This is a genomic window from Colwellia sp. RSH04, assembly GCF_003545765.1.
In the GTDB taxonomy this organism is placed as follows: domain Bacteria; phylum Pseudomonadota; class Gammaproteobacteria; order Enterobacterales; family Alteromonadaceae; genus Colwellia.
The window spans coordinates 19,622-36,116 of sequence record NZ_QXIO01000014.1 but is presented as its reverse complement, the minus strand read 5'-3'; the positions used below and the strand labels follow the sequence as shown (position 1 = coordinate 36,116).

The 16,495-nt window shown below is 36.9% G+C and carries 20 protein-coding genes; 10 read left to right on the top strand and 10 right to left on the bottom strand.

The window, feature by feature from the left end:
- Window positions 1-2 precede the first annotated feature (2 nt).
- Window positions 3-1,082, bottom strand: coding sequence for an acyltransferase family protein (locus D1094_RS16880; protein ID WP_118961288.1), 1,080 nt, complete (start codon window positions 1,080-1,082; stop codon window positions 3-5).
- Window positions 1,083-1,235: 153 nt separating this feature from the next.
- Between D1094_RS16880 and zur the strand changes: the two genes are divergently transcribed.
- The 3 genes from zur to D1094_RS16870 all read left to right on the top strand — a co-directional run bounded on the left by zur (window position 1,236) and on the right by D1094_RS16870 (window position 2,612).
- On the top strand, window positions 1,236-1,691 hold the full coding sequence (gene zur, locus D1094_RS16875; protein WP_118961287.1) for a zinc uptake transcriptional repressor Zur: 456 nt from the start codon (window positions 1,236-1,238) through the stop codon (window positions 1,689-1,691).
- Window positions 1,692-1,909: 218 nt separating this feature from the next.
- Window positions 1,910-2,014 (top strand): DUF6702 family protein, encoded by a 105-nt coding sequence (locus tag D1094_RS19100; RefSeq protein ID WP_404851492.1) that lies wholly within the window; start codon window positions 1,910-1,912, stop codon window positions 2,012-2,014.
- A gap of 130 nt (window positions 2,015-2,144) precedes the next feature.
- Entirely contained in the window at window positions 2,145-2,612 is a 468-nt protein-coding gene (locus D1094_RS16870; RefSeq protein WP_118961286.1) for a chemotaxis protein CheX, read from the top strand.
- Between the two features lie 85 nt (window positions 2,613-2,697).
- On the opposite strand, the gene D1094_RS16865 is transcribed toward D1094_RS16870, so the two are convergent.
- Genes D1094_RS16865 through mpl form a run of 3 tightly spaced genes read right to left on the bottom strand, consistent with a single transcriptional unit; the run spans window position 2,698 to window position 5,283 of the window.
- Window positions 2,698-3,324: a flavin prenyltransferase UbiX gene (locus tag D1094_RS16865; protein ID WP_259337996.1), complete on the bottom strand. Its 627-nt coding sequence runs from the start codon at window positions 3,322-3,324 to the stop codon at window positions 2,698-2,700.
- A 23-nt stretch (window positions 3,325-3,347) separates the two neighbouring features.
- Window positions 3,348-3,851: a peptide deformylase gene (def, locus tag D1094_RS16860; RefSeq protein ID WP_118961285.1), complete on the bottom strand. Its 504-nt coding sequence runs from the start codon at window positions 3,849-3,851 to the stop codon at window positions 3,348-3,350.
- Between the two features lie 40 nt (window positions 3,852-3,891).
- Entirely contained in the window at window positions 3,892-5,283 is a 1,392-nt protein-coding gene (gene mpl, locus D1094_RS16855) for a UDP-N-acetylmuramate:L-alanyl-gamma-D-glutamyl-meso-diaminopimelate ligase (protein WP_118961284.1), read from the bottom strand.
- Window positions 5,284-5,381: 98 nt separating this feature from the next.
- On the opposite strand from mpl, the gene D1094_RS16850 reads away from it, so the two are divergent.
- Complete coding sequence (locus D1094_RS16850; RefSeq protein WP_118961283.1) at window positions 5,382-5,666, top strand: 2Fe-2S iron-sulfur cluster-binding protein; 285 nt, start codon at window positions 5,382-5,384, stop codon at window positions 5,664-5,666.
- 6 nt (window positions 5,667-5,672) lie between these two features.
- Here D1094_RS16850 and D1094_RS16845 read toward each other — a convergent pair whose 3' ends face one another.
- Window positions 5,673-6,773: a DUF481 domain-containing protein gene (locus tag D1094_RS16845; protein ID WP_118961282.1), complete on the bottom strand. Its 1,101-nt coding sequence runs from the start codon at window positions 6,771-6,773 to the stop codon at window positions 5,673-5,675.
- A gap of 67 nt (window positions 6,774-6,840) precedes the next feature.
- Window positions 6,841-7,965: a YdiY family protein gene (locus D1094_RS16840; RefSeq protein WP_118961281.1), complete on the bottom strand. Its 1,125-nt coding sequence runs from the start codon at window positions 7,963-7,965 to the stop codon at window positions 6,841-6,843.
- A 305-nt stretch (window positions 7,966-8,270) separates the two neighbouring features.
- Here D1094_RS16840 and glnA point away from each other — a divergent pair, with 305 nt between their 5' ends.
- From glnA to glnG, 4 genes are all read left to right on the top strand, one after another.
- Window positions 8,271-9,677, top strand: coding sequence for a glutamate--ammonia ligase (gene glnA / locus D1094_RS16835; protein WP_118961280.1), 1,407 nt, complete (start codon window positions 8,271-8,273; stop codon window positions 9,675-9,677).
- A gap of 241 nt (window positions 9,678-9,918) precedes the next feature.
- On the top strand, window positions 9,919-10,437 hold the full coding sequence (locus D1094_RS16830; protein WP_118961279.1) for a DUF4124 domain-containing protein: 519 nt from the start codon (window positions 9,919-9,921) through the stop codon (window positions 10,435-10,437).
- A gap of 176 nt (window positions 10,438-10,613) precedes the next feature.
- The gene (gene glnL / locus D1094_RS16825; protein ID WP_118961278.1) at window positions 10,614-11,690 is read left to right on the top strand and encodes a nitrogen regulation protein NR(II); all 1,077 of its coding nucleotides are present in this window, start codon (window positions 10,614-10,616) and stop codon (window positions 11,688-11,690) included.
- 33 nt (window positions 11,691-11,723) lie between these two features.
- Complete coding sequence (gene glnG / locus D1094_RS16820) at window positions 11,724-13,124, top strand: nitrogen regulation protein NR(I) (protein WP_118961277.1); 1,401 nt, start codon at window positions 11,724-11,726, stop codon at window positions 13,122-13,124.
- A 17-nt stretch (window positions 13,125-13,141) separates the two neighbouring features.
- Here glnG and D1094_RS16815 read toward each other — a convergent pair whose 3' ends face one another.
- Window positions 13,142-13,534, bottom strand: coding sequence for a MerC domain-containing protein (locus D1094_RS16815; RefSeq protein ID WP_118961276.1), 393 nt, complete (start codon window positions 13,532-13,534; stop codon window positions 13,142-13,144).
- Window positions 13,535-14,121: 587 nt separating this feature from the next.
- On the opposite strand from D1094_RS16815, the gene D1094_RS16810 reads away from it, so the two are divergent.
- Entirely contained in the window at window positions 14,122-14,364 is a 243-nt protein-coding gene (locus D1094_RS16810) for a type II toxin-antitoxin system ParD family antitoxin (RefSeq protein ID WP_118961275.1), read from the top strand.
- Window positions 14,361-14,651, top strand: coding sequence for a type II toxin-antitoxin system RelE/ParE family toxin (locus D1094_RS16805; RefSeq protein WP_118961274.1), 291 nt, complete (start codon window positions 14,361-14,363; stop codon window positions 14,649-14,651). The genes D1094_RS16810 and D1094_RS16805 overlap by 4 nt, the downstream gene beginning before the upstream one ends.
- Window positions 14,652-14,670: 19 nt before the next feature.
- Here the strand turns inward: D1094_RS16805 and D1094_RS16800 are convergent, their stop codons facing one another.
- The 3 genes from D1094_RS16800 to D1094_RS16790 all read right to left on the bottom strand — a co-directional run bounded on the left by D1094_RS16800 (window position 14,671) and on the right by D1094_RS16790 (window position 16,404).
- Window positions 14,671-14,940, bottom strand: a complete 270-nt coding sequence (locus D1094_RS16800; RefSeq protein WP_220452568.1) for a hypothetical protein — start codon at window positions 14,938-14,940, stop codon at window positions 14,671-14,673.
- 124 nt (window positions 14,941-15,064) lie between these two features.
- Window positions 15,065-16,006, bottom strand: a complete 942-nt coding sequence (locus D1094_RS16795; protein WP_118961273.1) for a hypothetical protein — start codon at window positions 16,004-16,006, stop codon at window positions 15,065-15,067.
- Window positions 16,003-16,404, bottom strand: coding sequence for a hypothetical protein (locus tag D1094_RS16790; protein WP_118961272.1), 402 nt, complete (start codon window positions 16,402-16,404; stop codon window positions 16,003-16,005). The genes D1094_RS16795 and D1094_RS16790 overlap by 4 nt, the downstream gene beginning before the upstream one ends.
- Between the last annotated feature and the right edge of the window lie 91 nt (window positions 16,405-16,495).

Genomic DNA, 16,495 nt, shown 5'->3' with positions numbered 1-16,495 from the left:
CATTATATTTTTATAAATATTTTACGCTTATATAAAATTAGTGAAACATACCAGAAAAACACCACATGACTTAATGCAAAGATGAATGAGGCGAAAGTCTTGTCTAAAAAGCTTGTGAGTACGCCATATAACCAAGCGTATAATGTGCTGTCATCAACAGAAATATTCAAATATAACGTCACGGTTAAAAACGATAACACATAAACAAATAGAGGGTTAGTGCCATAAACCAGTAACGGAGACGCTAGTTTTTGCTGTTTTAATATATCGATAATCCATATGAAGGCAGCTAATAAAAGGCAAGCGAATCCTGTGGTATAAATCACATATGAACTTGTCCATAACGATTTATTAATGGGTAGAACAAAACTCCATAACGAGCCTAAACCAATGGCTAAACCACCAAGTATTGTCAGCTTTATTACACTTTCTTTTTTATCTTTAATACTGGTTAAATATCTTGTAACTTCGAAGCCAAGTAACATATTTACAATAGCGGGTATGGTGCTTAATATTCCTTCAGGGTCAAAAGCGATCCCCATTCCACTATACATATGATTGGCACCAAGAATAGCCAAGTCAACGTCTCTAATGATATTGCTCTCTAAGCCAAAGGCATTCTCATTACCTACACTTAAGAGTAAAAACCAATAACCAAGCAAAATGACAAGCGAGGCAAAAAATATTCCTCGCTTATTTAGCAGTAAAACCAAGCTTGCTGCAAATACATAAGCAATACCTATGCGTTGTAAAACCCCCATGATTCGCCAATCACTTGGATCTGTTGCGAACGGAATGACATTAAGCATAAAACCAATAAAAAAGATGATAAAACCCCGTTTCACTATTTTTTTGAATTGTGCTGGGCTTGCTGCAAAATTACTCTTTTTAAAAGAGAAAAACATTGCAGAACCAATGATAAACAAAAAGAAGGGGAACACTAAATCTGTTGGCGTACAACCGTGCCATTTTGCATGTAAAAGTGGTGCATAGACATAGCTCCAAGTACCTGGTGTATTAACTAAAATCATCAGAGCAATTGTAATACCTCTGAAGGCGTCTAGAGCAAGATATCGGGTCATTATCATATCCAAAAATCATGAAGAAAAACAAAAAGACAGCGCTGTCTTTTGTATTGTAAAGGATCATCATATAAATGGCGAATAAAAATAGTTATCCTCGCCTTAGGGCTATGTTACACTGGAATCCATCACTGACAGGTATAATTTTTCACCATGACAATCGACCCTACAGCAGACAAACTTTTAGCCCAAGCACAACAAGTTTGTGCGAAAAAAGGCGCAAGATTCACTAAAGTTCGTGAGCAAGTTTTTTTATTACTTGCTAAACATCAAGGTGCTGTAGGTGCATACGATTTATTAGAAGAACTGAAAACAATCGATTCAGGTGCAAAACCAGCGACCATCTATCGTGCCTTAGACTTTCTCTCTAAACAGGGCTTTGTTCACAAAATAGAATCAATCAATGCATTTATTATGTGCCATCATTTTGGTGAGTGTAATCATCCTGTGCAATTACTAATTTGCGACGCCTGCGGGCAAGTTGATGAAATTCAATCAAATAATTTTGATTTAGCCTTAAGAGCGATGGCCGATGCGAGCGGCTTTTCCATAAGTCACCAAATTGTCGAAGCACACGGTAGTTGCCGTGCATGTATTAAATCAAGCTAAACAGAGCAATTAGCTTAATTATTGAGCTTCGCATACATATATCGAATAAAAAGCCTGTTTAGCTTATTATCAGTATTCAATGCAAATTTCCTAAAAACCTAATGCTATATTCAATTAAATATCATAGCCTTAGTGAATAGAGTTAATTATCTTAGTTATTTAGTTTTGGCAAAGTTATTATCTTTTTAACGCCTGAAAAAACTTTTTTATAACAATTAGTGGTAAAAAGTACAATACTCGTCGATACTTACGTTAAGCAAATAAATATTGTTAATTTTCAGGATAATAAAGTCAAAGCTAGTTTAACTTTTAGCCAAATATAATCGGCAGCGGTAAAAACTACTCAAGTGAAAATAATCACTATTTATAATAAATAATAATTTTGTTTGATTTACATTTGCTAATTTTCCATGCAGAATCAAATAACTTAACTGACAAGGCTCGGAAAGCTTCATGAACGTAGAGTTTATCAATCCCTTTTTATCTTCAATGCTCAATGTTATGTCCACCATGGCTCAAATGGAGTTAACTCCTGAAAAGCCAAAGCTTAAAAAAGGTCAAGTAGCAATGGGTGATGTATCTGGTCTTATAGGTATGGTAAGTGAACAAGCTAAAGGTTCGCTATCTATTACTTATGATGCATCTTTAGCTATTGCCACAATGAAAGGCATGGTTGGAGAGGCTCCAGATTCTGTAAACGAAGAAATTACCGATTTAGTAGGTGAAATCACCAACATGGTAACAGGTGGTGCTAAAAGAATGCTTAGCGAGAAAGGCATTGAGTTTGATATGGCAACCCCTGTCGTTGTTTCAGGACATGAACACACTATTCATCATAAAGCTAAAGGACCAATCGTTATTATTCCTTTGAGTTCACCTCATGGTAAAGCATACATTGAGTTTAGTTTTGATGAATCATAAAAACGATTAGTACCGTCAGTGAAACAAAAAAAGCGAATTATCATTCGCTTTTTTTATGCCTTAAATTAAAACTTCACCGTAGTTGTTAACTTGATTGTTGATTATAACCCCAGCGAGGCATAATACTTTGCTCTATTTTAAGGTGATCAAGTACTCGACCCACCATAAAATCAATTAAGTCGTCGATGGTTTCTGCATTATGATAGAAGCCAGGTGCAGCTGGCATAATCGTTACGCCTTGTTGAGATAAGCTCAGCATATTTTGCAAATGTATCGTAGAGAATGGCGTTTCTCTTACCATTAAAATTAACTGACCACGCTCTTTAATCACCACATCTGCTGCACGTTCAATTAAATTATCACTCATACCTTGGCTAATAGCAGCTAATGTCCCTGTAGAGCACGGGCATACCACCATCTGTTTTGGCGCAGCCGATCCTGACGCAACAGGTGAAAACCACTGCTCTTTACCAAAAACAATAATTTGCTCAGCTTTAGCATTGAATTTATTGATTAAATAGTCAGCAGTCGCTTCAGGTTTACTCGGCAGTTTCACTCCGACTTCAGTGTTAAGTACAATACGCCCAGCACTAGAGCAGAGAAAAAACACTTGGTAATTAGCAGCAACTAAGCATTCTAATAAACGAAGTGCATAGCCTGCTCCTGATGCCCCTGTCATGGCTAGTGTTATACGACCTTTAAATGTACTCAAAACAATTTCCTACTTAATTAACATTATGCTGTGTGTTTAAGTGTTTTCTTCACTTTTTTTAATGCCATTTTTTGTTTTAGTGGCGATAGATATTCGATGAATAACTTGCCTTTTAGATGATCGATTTCATGTTGCATCACAATAGCTAAAAATTCATCGCTTTCAACAGTAATATCTTTACCTTCACGATCTTGCGCTGTTACGGTTACATTAGCGAAGCGTTCTACGTCAGCGTAATATCCTGGTACTGATAAACAGCCTTCTTGACCTTTTATTTTGTTATCACCAAAGGTCACTTCAGGGTTTACTAAAATCAATGGTTCATTTCGCTCTTCAGAAATATCAATAACAACAACGGCTTCTTTTCTTCCTACCTGTGTTGCCGCTAACCCTATACCATCCTCTGTGTCATACAAAGTATCTAACATATCGTCTATTAATGTTTGTACTGTTGCTATATCTGTTACTTGAACAGCTTGTTGACGTAACCTTTCATCAGGTGCTTTTAGTATACTTAAAACTGCCATTTTACTTTCTTTACCTTTATCAAATTTGTTTATTAGCGACTTACTCTGCAAGTGCTAATAATAACTTATTGTGAATATTCTCAAAACCACCATTACTCATTATAACAACGATATCATCAGGCAATACCTCTGATACAATTGCGCTTACCAGCGTTTTAATATTATTTTCAACAACACAAGCGGGCTTACACTGTGTAATGAGTTCAGAAACAGACCAATGCACTTGGTCGCCCTGATATAAAAAAACCGCATCAGCCTCATCAAAAGAGTTTGGCAGAGCTTCTTTGTGAACACCTGATTTCATGGTGTTCGATCTTGGCTCTAACACAGCAATCACTCGACCACATTGGTTGTTCTTTTGGTTACGAGCATTTATTTTTGCCCGAACGCCAGCTAACGTTTTTGCTATTGCTGTAGGGTGGTGAGCAAAATCATCATATACTTCAACACCATTAACTGTGCCCTTGTGCTCAAAACGCCTCTTCGTGTTAATAAACTGCGATAACGCTTCAATAGCTACCTGGCTTGGTATACCAACATGTCTTGCAGCAGCAATAGCCATCAAAGCATTATCAATATTAAAATCACCCATTAATTGCCAATCAACTTGACCTTGCTTAACCTTATTAAAAAACACATCAAACTGACTACCGTCTTCTATAAGCTTTTTAGCCTGCCAGCCATATTTATCATCAGTATGCTCTTGCTCACTCCAACAACCTTGATTTAAAGTCTCTTGCACTGCTTCATCATGTTTTGCAGAGAGTATTAAACCATTACAGGGTACCATTCTAACTAAATGATGAAATTGTCGCTGAATATCAGTTAAATCGTTAAAAATATCACCATGATCAAACTCCATATTATTGATTACCAACGTTCGCGGTCGATAATGAACAAACTTAGAGCGCTTATCAAAAAAGGCGCTATCATATTCATCGGCTTCAATAACAAAAAATGGCGTCTCGCCAATACGCGCTGAACATTCAAAGTTCTGTGGTACCCCACCAATGAGAAAGCCAGGAGATAATTTGCCATATTCTAAAATCCACGCCAGCATACTACTGGTCGTGGTTTTACCATGGGTTCCAGAAACGGCAAGCACCCAACAATCTTTTAATACGTTATCTAATAACCATTGAGGGCCTGACGTATAGGGAATATTTCTATCAAGCACATGCTCAACCATTTCATTCCCACGCGACATCGCATTTCCTATAATCACAACGTCAACATCTGTTGCTAAATGCTTTGCACTATAACCGTGCATCAATTCAATGCCTAACGCCTCAAGTTGAGTACTCATCGGCGGATAAACATTAGCATCAGAGCCACTTACTTTGAAACCTAACTGCTTAGCTATAGCCGCTATGCCACCCATAAAGGTTCCACAAATGCCTAAAATATGAATATGTTGCTGCTTGTTTGTCATAAAGGTATTAATAATTATGTTTAGCTAATATGATAAATTGCTCGTAATATACCTTAAACAGGCAATTTAATCTGTACTAACTTTGGAGATTTATTGAGATGAATGCTAAGCCAACACCCGTCAACATTACTTTTTTATCAAAACAAAAACAGTTAAAAGGGGAGCAACATTCTTCTATTTTAGCTCAAGGGGAAAAGGCAGGGCTGATTTTGCCTTATTCTTGTTTAAGAGGACAATGTGGGCGTTGCAAAGCTAAGCTTATTTCAGGTGAAGTAAAACAGTTAAAAACAGAAGGTTTAACGAAAGAAGAGCAAGACAATCAGTATATTTTGCTTTGCTCTAGCACCCCTCTAAGTGACGTTGTCGTTGAACATGACAGGTAAACTAGGTTAAAAGTCATAACCTAAACTGATTAGTAGCCTGTAATCATTCTTTTTAGGCTGCTCTTGATCGTTAGCTGCTACTGGTTTAGCAACGCGATCAATATATAATGTTAAATCTAATTCAAAATTATCAGTAAACTCAAATTCAAAACCTGTTTTTAAATGATGGTTACGCCCGCCAGAAGCGTCATCAACAAATTTCATTTGATAATCAATAATATAATCAATTTTTCTTGAAATTGTATATTCTAATAATGTACTTAATGATAAAGCTCCACTTTTCTGGGAGCTGTTCTCTATATTATTATAATAAACGGTCTCTTGGTAACTAGGGCCTACTGTCGCATCCCATTGTAAACGTTTATTATTAACAATATGGTAACCAATACTAGAACCGATATTGTTTCTGTATTTAATATTCTGTAGTAAATCACTGTAATATTCATAATCAATAGCACGTAAAAACACTTTGCCACTATAAAACCAATCTAAATAGCTTGTAATACGTCGGGTATCACTAACAACAGAATCAGCGTCTTCATTAAGAGATTTACTGTAATTAAAAGTCATATCACTTCTAAAGCGCGTAAACGGTGTTCTTCGTTGAAGCATCGCAGAAACGAGATACTCAAGTTGATTCACATTTCCAGAACTAATATCAACGCCAACACTAACCTTACCATCCCACAAGTCAATTCGACTCTCACTGGTTGAAGTAATAGATAAAAGTTCTGATAAGGGGTAATGGGTTTCAACACCTTGACTTAGCAAAACTAAATGACCGTCTTTGACTATCAAAAAACCTTGTACCACTCGCCCGTCTGCTAAGCGAATTTGTTGGTCAAACCGACTTCTCAATTCATTAACATCTTCCCAGTCAAACGTTTTAACACCAAACTCATCGCTATCAAACTCCAACTCATCATCGTACATTGAAACAATGTCACCTTTTAACCATTCATCAGATTTTAAGCGTAGCCAATCATATTTTTGACTAAAAATAGGGGTTGGCTTTTGCCAAACAGCACGACTTGTTACTTGCTCTTTTGATGAGGCACTAGAGATTGAGAGCAAAGAAAGTACACTCAAAAAGCTAAATATATTCATCACGCTAAATCAAATTCCACAATATGCTGCCAATTTCCTCTAACATTAATTATCACTAACTTTACACTTAAAAGTCATACCCTAAACTTACCACTAAACGAAAATCATTTTGTTCTGGAATTTTCCCATCGGCATCCGCTTTAGGCTTTTCGGTTCTATCGGCATAAAAAGTTACATCGAGATCAAAATCACTTGCTAACTCAATCTCTAACCCTGTTTGTAAATGATGTATATAATCACCTGAGGATTCATCAACAAATTGAATGCTATACGATGCATCGTAATCAATATCACTGGTTATTTCATAGGTAAAGTCAGTGCCAAGTACTAAACCTGGTGAATTTTCTTTCTTTTTTTCACCGTCTTGAACTTCGATAAATGTCGTTGTTTGATAACTAGGACCCGCATTAACATCCCAAGTTGTTTGGCTGGTATCAATAAGGTGATAACCCATTGCAATACCGTAACGGATCCTTCTTTCAATATTCATAAACTCATCAGAGTAAAGCTCAAAATCCATCGCTCTTAGGTATACTTTTTGGCTAAAGAACCAATCATAAGTTGACGTGAGCCTATCGCTATTTGCCGTTACTATTTTTTCATCCGTCTCTTGGTCTTTATACTTACTATAGTTAGCGGTGTAATCAATTTTAAAACGACTACTAGCACTACGTCTTTGAGCACCCACGGCAAAAGTATAATCAAGTTGTACAGTATTACCTCCTCTTAAATTTATACCTATATCAGCATAACCATCCCATAAATCGCGTTCATTTTTACCCGATGAAGCAATTGACAATAAGTTAGCTAATTCAAAATGTTTCGTTTCTCCAAACTTAACCAAGCTTAACTGGCCATCTTTTACGACTAAGTAACCTTCAGCGATAGTACCGTCAATCATTCGAATACTTTGCCAATTTTTGCTGCGTAGCTCTGCAACATCATCCCAATCTATTTGCTGTAGGTCTAATTCGTCACTATCAAATTCAAGCTCTTCATCGTACATTGAGACAATGTCGCCTTTTAACCATTCATCTGAGCTTAATCGAAGCCAATCATATTCTTGTTTGAAGATAGGTGTTGGTTTTTGCCAAGTACTGTTATCTGATTCAGCTTTAACAAAAAAAGAAAGACTTAAAAGGAGCCATAGCACTAGGCAATAGTTATAAAGCCTTATCGAAGTAACAGACATATTTTGAGTTTTCCTGTATTCATAAAAATAACAATTAAGGCGTATTGATTGGGCATCATATTAACCCAATCTATAAAGACTAAAAAGAAATAAAATAGTGAAGGAATACACGCTAAATTGTTCTATAGTATGAGGCTAACAAGGAATCACTTTGCACCACACTCGGGCAATCAAAGCACCAAAACAGTGCAGCATTACACAACACATATACATAATGCACTGATAAATAAAGAATAAACTATTGGCACGATTATAGCTAAATATGAGCAATTACCAAATTTGAACTAACCACACTGGAGACAAATATGTCACAAGCAGTATTCGATTTAATTAAAGAGCACGATGTTAAATTCGTAGACCTTCGTTTTACAGATTCTAAGGGTAAAGAGCAGCACGTTTCTATTCCTCATCACCAAGTTGACGAAGACTTCTTCGAAGACGGTAAAATGTTTGACGGTTCTTCAATTGAAGGCTGGAAAGGTATCAATGAATCAGACATGGTAATGATGCCTGATGCAGATTCAGCAATTTTAGACCCATTTACTGAAGCTGTTACTTTAAATATTCGTTGTGACATTGTAGAGCCTGCAACAATGCAAGGCTACAGCCGTGACCCTCGTTCAGTCGCTAAACGCGCTGAAGAGTACATGCGCGGTACTGGTATTGCAGATACTGTGTTAATTGGTCCAGAGCCTGAGTTCTTCGTTTTTGATGATGTACGTTTCCATACAGACATGAGCGGTTCATTCTACAAAATTGATGATAAAGAAGCTAAATGGAACTCTGGTACTAGCTATGAAGATGGCAACACAGGCCATAGACCTGGTGTTAAAGGTGGTTACTTCCCTGTTGCTCCTGTTGACTCGTCACAAGATTTACGTTCAGCAATGTGTTTAGTTATGGAAGATATGGGCTTAGTTGTTGAAGCACATCACCATGAAGTTGCGACCGCAGGTCAAAATGAAATTGCTTGTCGCTTTAATACAATGGTATTAAAAGCTGATGAAGTACAAATTTATAAGTATGTTGTTCATAACGTAGCTCACGCCTATGGTAAAACAGCGACTTTCATGCCTAAACCAATTGTAGGTGACAACGGTACAGGTATGCACGTTCATCAATCTTTAGCCAAAGATGGCGTTAACTTATTTGCTGGTGATAAGTACGGCGGATTATCTGAAACAGCACTTTACTACGTTGGCGGTATTATTAAGCATGCTAAAGCATTAAATGCTTTCACGAATGCGTCTACTAACTCATACAAACGTTTAGTTCCTGGTTTTGAAGCACCTGTTATGCTTGCATATTCTGCTCGTAACCGTAGTGCGTCAATTCGTATCCCAATTGTACCTACACCAAAAGCAATGCGTATTGAAGTTCGTTTCCCTGATCCTACTGCTAACCCATACCTAGCTTTCTCAGCAATGCTTATGGCTGGCCTTGACGGTATTAAAAATAAAATTCACCCTGGCGATGCAATGGATAAAGATTTATACGACTTACCCGCTGAAGAAGCTGCTGCAATTCCACAAGTTGCTGCATCTTTAGAAGAGGCGTTAGACGCTTTAGAAGCAGATAAAGAATTCTTAACGGCTGGCGGCGTAATGGACAATGACATGATTGATGCTTACATTGCCCTTAAACGTGAAGAAGTAGAATTATTAAACTCAACAACTCACCCTGTTGAATTTGACATGTACTACAGCGTTTAATTAATAACATAATATTGAAAAGCTCACTAAGGTGAGCTTTTTTTATGTCTTATAACTTCAAATAATCAATTTTTCATCAACACCTGCTAAAGATTCTTATGTGGTTTACAAGTTAACTTGTAACATTTAGTAGTAAAAATAATTTTTTTTGTATAATTTATAGGTATATACTTAAATTAAGAGCAGCGTATTCTGTATTTGCGTTGTATAATTATCTCAGGGATTCGAATAGTTAATTTATATGACTAAATATTTATTCATAGCGCTTTTACTCACATCAATAACAGCCTCTGCATTTCAGAGTCCTGCTAAAATTTATGTGTGGCGCAATGAACAAGGTGTATTAGTGTTTTCAGATACGCCTCGCCCTGGTGCAGAAGAAGTTAAAACAAAACCAGGAAATATCATTGAGTCTGCTACGTCGGTTGATACTGAAGTACTAGATATCAACCCACAACAACTTGAAGAAATCTATCAAGTCGTTATAAATAACCCTCAAAACAACGCGACTATCCGCGATAATACCGGTTCCATCTACATCAGTGGCGGCATTAAACCGCAGTTTAAACAAGGGTTTAAAGTACAACTCTACCTCGACGGTAAACCATATAAAAAACCACAAATCCACTCTATGTTCTCATTACGCAATATCGACAGAGGCGAGCATAAAATAAAAATGGACTTACTCAACGAAAAGGGCAAGGTTATTGCATCGTCTGAGTCAGTAACATTTTATATGCACAGAGCTTCGGTAAACTAAACAGTTTAGTTTTTAACAAAAAATGAAAAAGTCGTTATAAAACATACACTAATAAAACTTTATTGATTCTCTTTCTTTGAAAAAAAGCCAGCAATTAAAATAGTTATCAAGTAAACTAAAATCACACGCACCAAAAAGGTGCAGTGCATTTTCATACTTATTGATTGGGCTTAGTAATGCAGAATAGACAGCTAATACAAGAACAAAAAAAAGTTTACCAACAGGCGTTAGCTAGCCAAATGGTGACTGCAATTATCATTCTTAATCAAGAATTAAACATTGTTTATTTAAACCCTTCAGCAGAAGCTCTGCTCAATAAAAGTTTAACAAAGTTATATAATTATCCTGCTGATTTTATCTTCGCTAATACCACCATTAATAGTAAACGATTAAAGCAATTGCTGGCATCAGGACAAGAACTCACTGACAGTGACATTGTTATTGAGTTCAGTGAAAGTCATCGCTTTACTGCCGAAATTACTGCTTCTTCGGTTGAATTTGAACAACAGCCACACGTACTACTAGAACTTAAGCAAATAGATCAACAAAAACAGATCAGCTTAGAGGTTTTTCAACATCAACAATGGGTCGCTGCACGCGATTTAATTAAAGGCTTAGCACACGAAATTAAAAACCCTCTCGGGGGCTTACGTGGTGCAGCTCAATTACTTAACCGCGAACTCAATACTGATCAGCAAGAATATACTAGCATGATCATCGAACAAGCAGACAGGCTCACTAACTTGGTAGATCGCTTATTAGGGCCAAATCAACTTCCGCAAATCAACCAAAATAATATCCACTCGGTATTAGAAAAAGTTTGTCAGGTGGTTAGTTTTTCAAACGATAAAAACATCACATTAAAAAGAGATTACGACCCGTCTATTCCTTTAATAGAATGTGATCAAGAAAAAATACAACAAGCAGTATTAAATATAGTGAGTAATGCTATTCAAGCCATTGAACAAAATTGCACCATCACCTTAAAAACCCGTGTCGCCAGCAATAAAACAATCAATGGCAAGCGCGTAAAGCTTACTGCTCAAATTAGCATAATAGATAATGGCCCCGGTATTCCTGCTCAAATACAAGATACACTTTTTTACCCTATGGTCTCAGGGCGTTCAAATGGAACGGGGCTAGGTTTATCTATATCGCAAACCTTAGTGAATCAGCATCAAGGAAAGCTCTCTTGCCATAGTCGGCCAGGGCATACCGAATTTGTAATTTTACTGCCATTAACACAACAATAATTAATAAAGCACCTTCAAAAAAAGAGAAAAATAATGATCACAGAACAAGTTTGGATAGTTGATGATGACAGCTCTATTCGCTGGGTATTAGAAAAAGCATTCTCAAATGCAAATATCAGTACCGCATCCTTTGAAAGTGCCGAAAATCTACTTATAGCACTTGATCACGGACAACCCGAAGTTATTATTTCTGATATACGTATGCCTAATATGGATGGTATGGAACTACTGCAAAAAGTTAACAAACAACACAACACCATCCCCGTTATTATTATGACTGCGCACTCTGATTTAGATAGCGCCGTTAACGCTTACCAAGGGGGGGCGTTTGAATACTTACCTAAACCTTTCGATATTGATGAAGCCGTCGCTTTATCCAAACGGGCATTAACACACGCAAGAGAACAAAACGCGAAAAAGCATCAAGAGAAGCAAGCACCTGTTACTGCGGGATTAATTGGTGAAGCACCAGCAATGCAAGAAGTATTCAGGGCGATTGGCAGATTATCTCGTTCTAGTATCAGCGTTTTAATTAATGGAGAATCTGGTACAGGTAAAGAGCTGGTTGCCAACGCCTTACATTCTCATAGCCCAAGACAAGACGCTCCTTTTATTCCATTGAATATGGCAGCTATCCCTAAAGACTTAATAGAATCGGAATTATTTGGCCATGAAAAAGGGGCTTTTACGGGGGCAAACTCAGTACGTCAAGGCAGGTTCGAGCAAGCCCATGGTGGTACGCTTTTTTTAGATGAAATAGGTGATATGCCCTTAGACATTCAAACGCGATTATTACGGGTATTAGCCGATGGACAGTTTTATCGTGTGGGTGGTCATTCACCAGTACAAGTAGATGTGCGAATTATTGCAGCAACACATCAAAACCTTGAAGAAGCCGTAAGTAATGGAGACTTTCGTGAAGATCTCTTTCATCGCCTGAACGTTATTCGCATTCATTTACCCAGTTTACGCGAACGAAAAGAAGACATTGCACAACTATGCCAGCACTTCTTAAAACAAGCCGCCAATGAATTAAGTGTAGAAGCTAAAACCATCAGCAAAGCCGCCAGTGAATATTTAACTCACTTCTCATGGCCTGGCAATGTAAGGCAATTAGAAAACACCTGCCGCTTCCTTACCGTAATGGCAAGTGGACAAGAAATTTTATTAGAAGATTTACCCGCAGAACTCACAGAAGAAACGCCTGTATCTTCATCTGAAACAACAACATGGCAACTTGCTTTAGCACAGTGGATGAGCAAAGAATTAGTACAAGGTAAAAGTGCTATTTTAGATAATGCCTTGCCCGAATTTGAAAAAATAATGCTCGAACAAGCGCTTAAATATACCAATGGGCACAAGCAAGAAGCGGCAAAAAAATTAGGCTGGGGTAGAAATACTTTAACGCGAAAATTAAAAGAGCTTAATGATTAAACTTTAGTAGCGGATGATTAATGCTCAACCGCGGTTTGACAATCACTGGTTGTGCATTCTCTACAGCTATTACACAGTTTTATATTAATAAAATGCGCTGCAACAATAAGGCTAGCACCAATAATAATAAAAAATGGCTCTACTTCACTAGAAAAATCATGCTTAAGCCAGTAAATAGCAACACCTAGATACAGCAAATAGAATGGGTATAACTTTTTATGATACCGCTTAAAGCCAGAAAAAAGAGCAATAGTACCTAATGCAGCCGTTAATAATAAGAATATATGCTCCCATGTGTGATCAGCTAAGAAGCTTAAACCTAACAATGGTAAAACAGGTAATAATATAGGCAGCAATATGCAATGCAGTGCACATAAAGACGTTGCTGTAATTCCTATTCGATCTAACATTTTTTTATCCTGAGCAATATTTCTTTGAGAAAAGTAACACACTTTCTCAGCGGAGTGAGATAATATCACAATTGATATATTATAACATTAGTCGTTTCATTTATTTTTTCAACTAACCTACCTACTCAAGCAATTAATAACGAACACGTAGCTTAACGCAAGTCTTTTACCTTATCTAAAGCCTTGCTTGTCGTCATAATGTTGCTCTGTGTTTTGATTGTCGCTGCATAAATAAAATAACTAAGATAAATAGACGCTACGACCACAACGAGAGATAAAATGATAATAAGGGGGGGTTGAAGGGAACGTATTTGCTGCGTGCTGAATCATGTTACCCCCCCCACCCATGGTGATTATTTATCCATAGTTAAGAGGCTTTGATTTAGTAATGATGAGTAAGTGTCTGCTTTATTTTGCTCATTTTCAGACTCTTTACCTGATGGTTGGGGGTTATCAATAAAGTATGGGTGTCCCAATATTTTTCTAGCAACGATGGATCAAAAACAACTTTTTGTCTTGCTTTAATGACTTTTTATATTTTTTATACCACAATGTATTACATATAGGTACTTACAAGGTTTTATATTATGGCTAAAAACACAAGCGTAACATTAGGCGATCATTTTGATCAGTTTATAAACCAACAACTTAACACTGGTCGTTATGGCTCAGCAAGTGAAATTGTTAGGGCTGGATTAAGAGCGTTAGAAGACCAAGAAACTAAACTTTTACATTTGCGCAATATGCTAAGCCAAGGCGAGCAAAGCGGTGTTGCTGAGTACAGCTATGAAAGCTTATTGACTGAATTAGATAAAGATAACCATCAATGAATAAGTTTGTATTATCTTCGAAAGCCAAAATAGATTTAATTAAAATAGCTAAATATACGCAAATAACTTGGGGAGTTCCCCAACGAAATGATTACTTAAAAGTATTAGATAATACGTTTCACTTACTAGCCAATGATCCAGAACTCGGCATTAATTGTGAATACATCAGAGAGGGGTATAGTAAATATCCACAAGCCAGTCATGTGATTTATTACAAAGAATATAAAAACAACCAAATCTTAATAGTACGAATATCGCATAAAAGTATGGATGTTACCGCACTTTAGAAAAATACCAACGCCTCATTTAGATGTCCCCGATTTTTTCTTTTATCAAAAGTTTATGGGTGTCCCAATGTTTTTTATGATTCGACATGACCGCATAAGCTGCTACATCAATCGCAAAAATAGAGGTTAAAAATCGAATACGGTCAACCATCCATTGTCTGCGATGTTCAAAACTTTGTTTAGTGTGATTGTCTTCGCCACATAAATAGGCGCGACGTACACAGCGAGAGATTAAATGATAATAACGGGTGTCTTGAAGTGATACTTGTTTACTGCGTGCTTGGGTCATGTTCAACACCTCTCTTCTGGTGGTTATTTAACCATAGTAGAGAGGTGGATTTTGATCAAAAGTTTATGGGTGTCCCAATGTTTTTTCCAATGTTTTTATGTTTTTTATGCAGCTTTGTTAAGCTTTAAGGTGTCGTGATTTTATTTTTTAACTTTTTAAATAAATTTCTTTTAGGGTCAAACTCTACATTCGTGTCACCTTGTGAAGGGTTTAAAAAGTATTTAAAGCTGATGGTCGTTGCACTAAATTCAATGTTCCCATACATTTTTCCATACAGACATGATTCAAGATCATCCTCAGCACAGCGTACTCTAAAATAATAGTTCGTATTATCGCCAACTTTATAGGTTGTAACCCTTCTGTTATTCCCCTCTTTAGATTTTTTTTGAATCAAAGTATTTTGATAATAAGACAAGGGAGCCTTATGATTTGATAAAAGACGGCTACCTACACTCTCTGTTAGAAATTTCTGCAAACCATCTTCGCCATTAGAAAAATTCAAAGTCAGCGTTGTTTTATAATTATTGTTATCGACAAAATCATCTTCCAATTTGAATCGTAAGTCAGAAATAATCCCTTTGCCATAAGGAGATACCCAGTCATGCTTTTTCAAGTCATATCCTATAACTTCGTCAATTTTAGGTATGTCAACTTTATTCACGTAGTAAGCATACATAGGAATAGGATTTTTGATTTTTTTCAATACCACTTTTAAGGTAGGGTTCCACGGCTGCCACTTTCTAAAGCCAAGTATGCCGCTAACGCCTGTGAAGCCGTTATACTTAAAGCTTGTACCATAATAGCCCTTGGCACTAGCGCCATAAACACCATATTGCTGCGTTGCTCCTTGGCCTGTATATAGACCATCTTTATCAGTTTTCCCTGCTACAAAACTTGGTTTACCACCCCAACCATCTGATTTAGGGCGCATAAAGCTAATACTTGCATCAGCGCCCTCGATTGGCACTCCCTGCTCATCTACCACTAAAATGGTGTATTTAGCTGTTGGTAATGCCATTGCAGCATTCGGTAACAAGAATAGTAGTGCTAGTATTAGTTTTTTCATTGATTTAAATGTCCTTTTTCAACCCAAGTATCATAAAGCTTGTGTACATAACGATAAGAAATATCTTTGGCATCACTGTGTAGCCAGCTTTTATCTTCAATTTTAGGCCCGCGCTCAGCTGGCCAACCTACCGTTTTTAATTCCGTATTCATATTAGTATTTAGCTCAAAGGTATTACCTACCTTAAGTTCAGTACTCCCCGCCGCATGCGATAAAGCAGGCAGACCAAAGGCTAAGGTATGGTCTTTATAATCTTCAACAGCCTTGTTCGAAATGGCTATATCATCACTAAAGAAGTCATCCTGTAAAAATGGTTTGGCAAAAGGCTTCTTGCGCAACTGTGGCTCTGTTAACGTGTAAGATAACTCAGGACATCCATAAAGTTTATTAATGAACAATACCGTACATTAATAATTTTGCCTACTTAGGCTATGGCGTATATTTCATTTTTTATGGGTGCTGTTCAGCTAATCGAGCGTGTAAAACGGC

Excerpts from the sequence above, each read along its gene's own strand:
- D1094_RS16840 (WP_118961281.1), bottom strand. The coding sequence starts at position 7,965 with ATGTCTGTTACTTCGATAAGGCTTTATAACTATTGCCTAGTGCTATGG.
- D1094_RS16810 (WP_118961275.1), top strand. The coding sequence starts at position 14,122 with ATGGCTAAAAACACAAGCGTAACATTAGGCGATCATTTTGATCAGTTT.
- D1094_RS16870 (WP_118961286.1), top strand. The coding sequence starts at position 2,145 with ATGAACGTAGAGTTTATCAATCCCTTTTTATCTTCAATGCTCAATGTT.
- D1094_RS16805 (WP_118961274.1), top strand. The coding sequence starts at position 14,361 with ATGAATAAGTTTGTATTATCTTCGAAAGCCAAAATAGATTTAATTAAA.
- D1094_RS16815 (WP_118961276.1), bottom strand. The coding sequence starts at position 13,534 with ATGTTAGATCGAATAGGAATTACAGCAACGTCTTTATGTGCACTGCAT.
- D1094_RS16850 (WP_118961283.1), top strand. The coding sequence starts at position 5,382 with ATGAATGCTAAGCCAACACCCGTCAACATTACTTTTTTATCAAAACAA.
- glnL (WP_118961278.1), top strand. The coding sequence starts at position 10,614 with ATGCAGAATAGACAGCTAATACAAGAACAAAAAAAAGTTTACCAACAG.
- D1094_RS16800 (WP_220452568.1), bottom strand. The coding sequence starts at position 14,940 with ATGACCCAAGCACGCAGTAAACAAGTATCACTTCAAGACACCCGTTAT.
- D1094_RS16880 (WP_118961288.1), bottom strand. The coding sequence starts at position 1,082 with ATGACCCGATATCTTGCTCTAGACGCCTTCAGAGGTATTACAATTGCT.
- glnA (WP_118961280.1), top strand. The coding sequence starts at position 8,271 with ATGTCACAAGCAGTATTCGATTTAATTAAAGAGCACGATGTTAAATTC.
- def (WP_118961285.1), bottom strand. The coding sequence starts at position 3,851 with ATGGCAGTTTTAAGTATACTAAAAGCACCTGATGAAAGGTTACGTCAA.
- mpl (WP_118961284.1), bottom strand. The coding sequence starts at position 5,283 with ATGACAAACAAGCAGCAACATATTCATATTTTAGGCATTTGTGGAACC.
- zur (WP_118961287.1), top strand. The coding sequence starts at position 1,236 with ATGACAATCGACCCTACAGCAGACAAACTTTTAGCCCAAGCACAACAA.
- D1094_RS16845 (WP_118961282.1), bottom strand. The coding sequence starts at position 6,773 with ATGAATATATTTAGCTTTTTGAGTGTACTTTCTTTGCTCTCAATCTCT.
- glnG (WP_118961277.1), top strand. The coding sequence starts at position 11,724 with ATGATCACAGAACAAGTTTGGATAGTTGATGATGACAGCTCTATTCGC.
- D1094_RS16830 (WP_118961279.1), top strand. The coding sequence starts at position 9,919 with ATGACTAAATATTTATTCATAGCGCTTTTACTCACATCAATAACAGCC.
- D1094_RS16795 (WP_118961273.1), bottom strand. The coding sequence starts at position 16,006 with ATGAAAAAACTAATACTAGCACTACTATTCTTGTTACCGAATGCTGCA.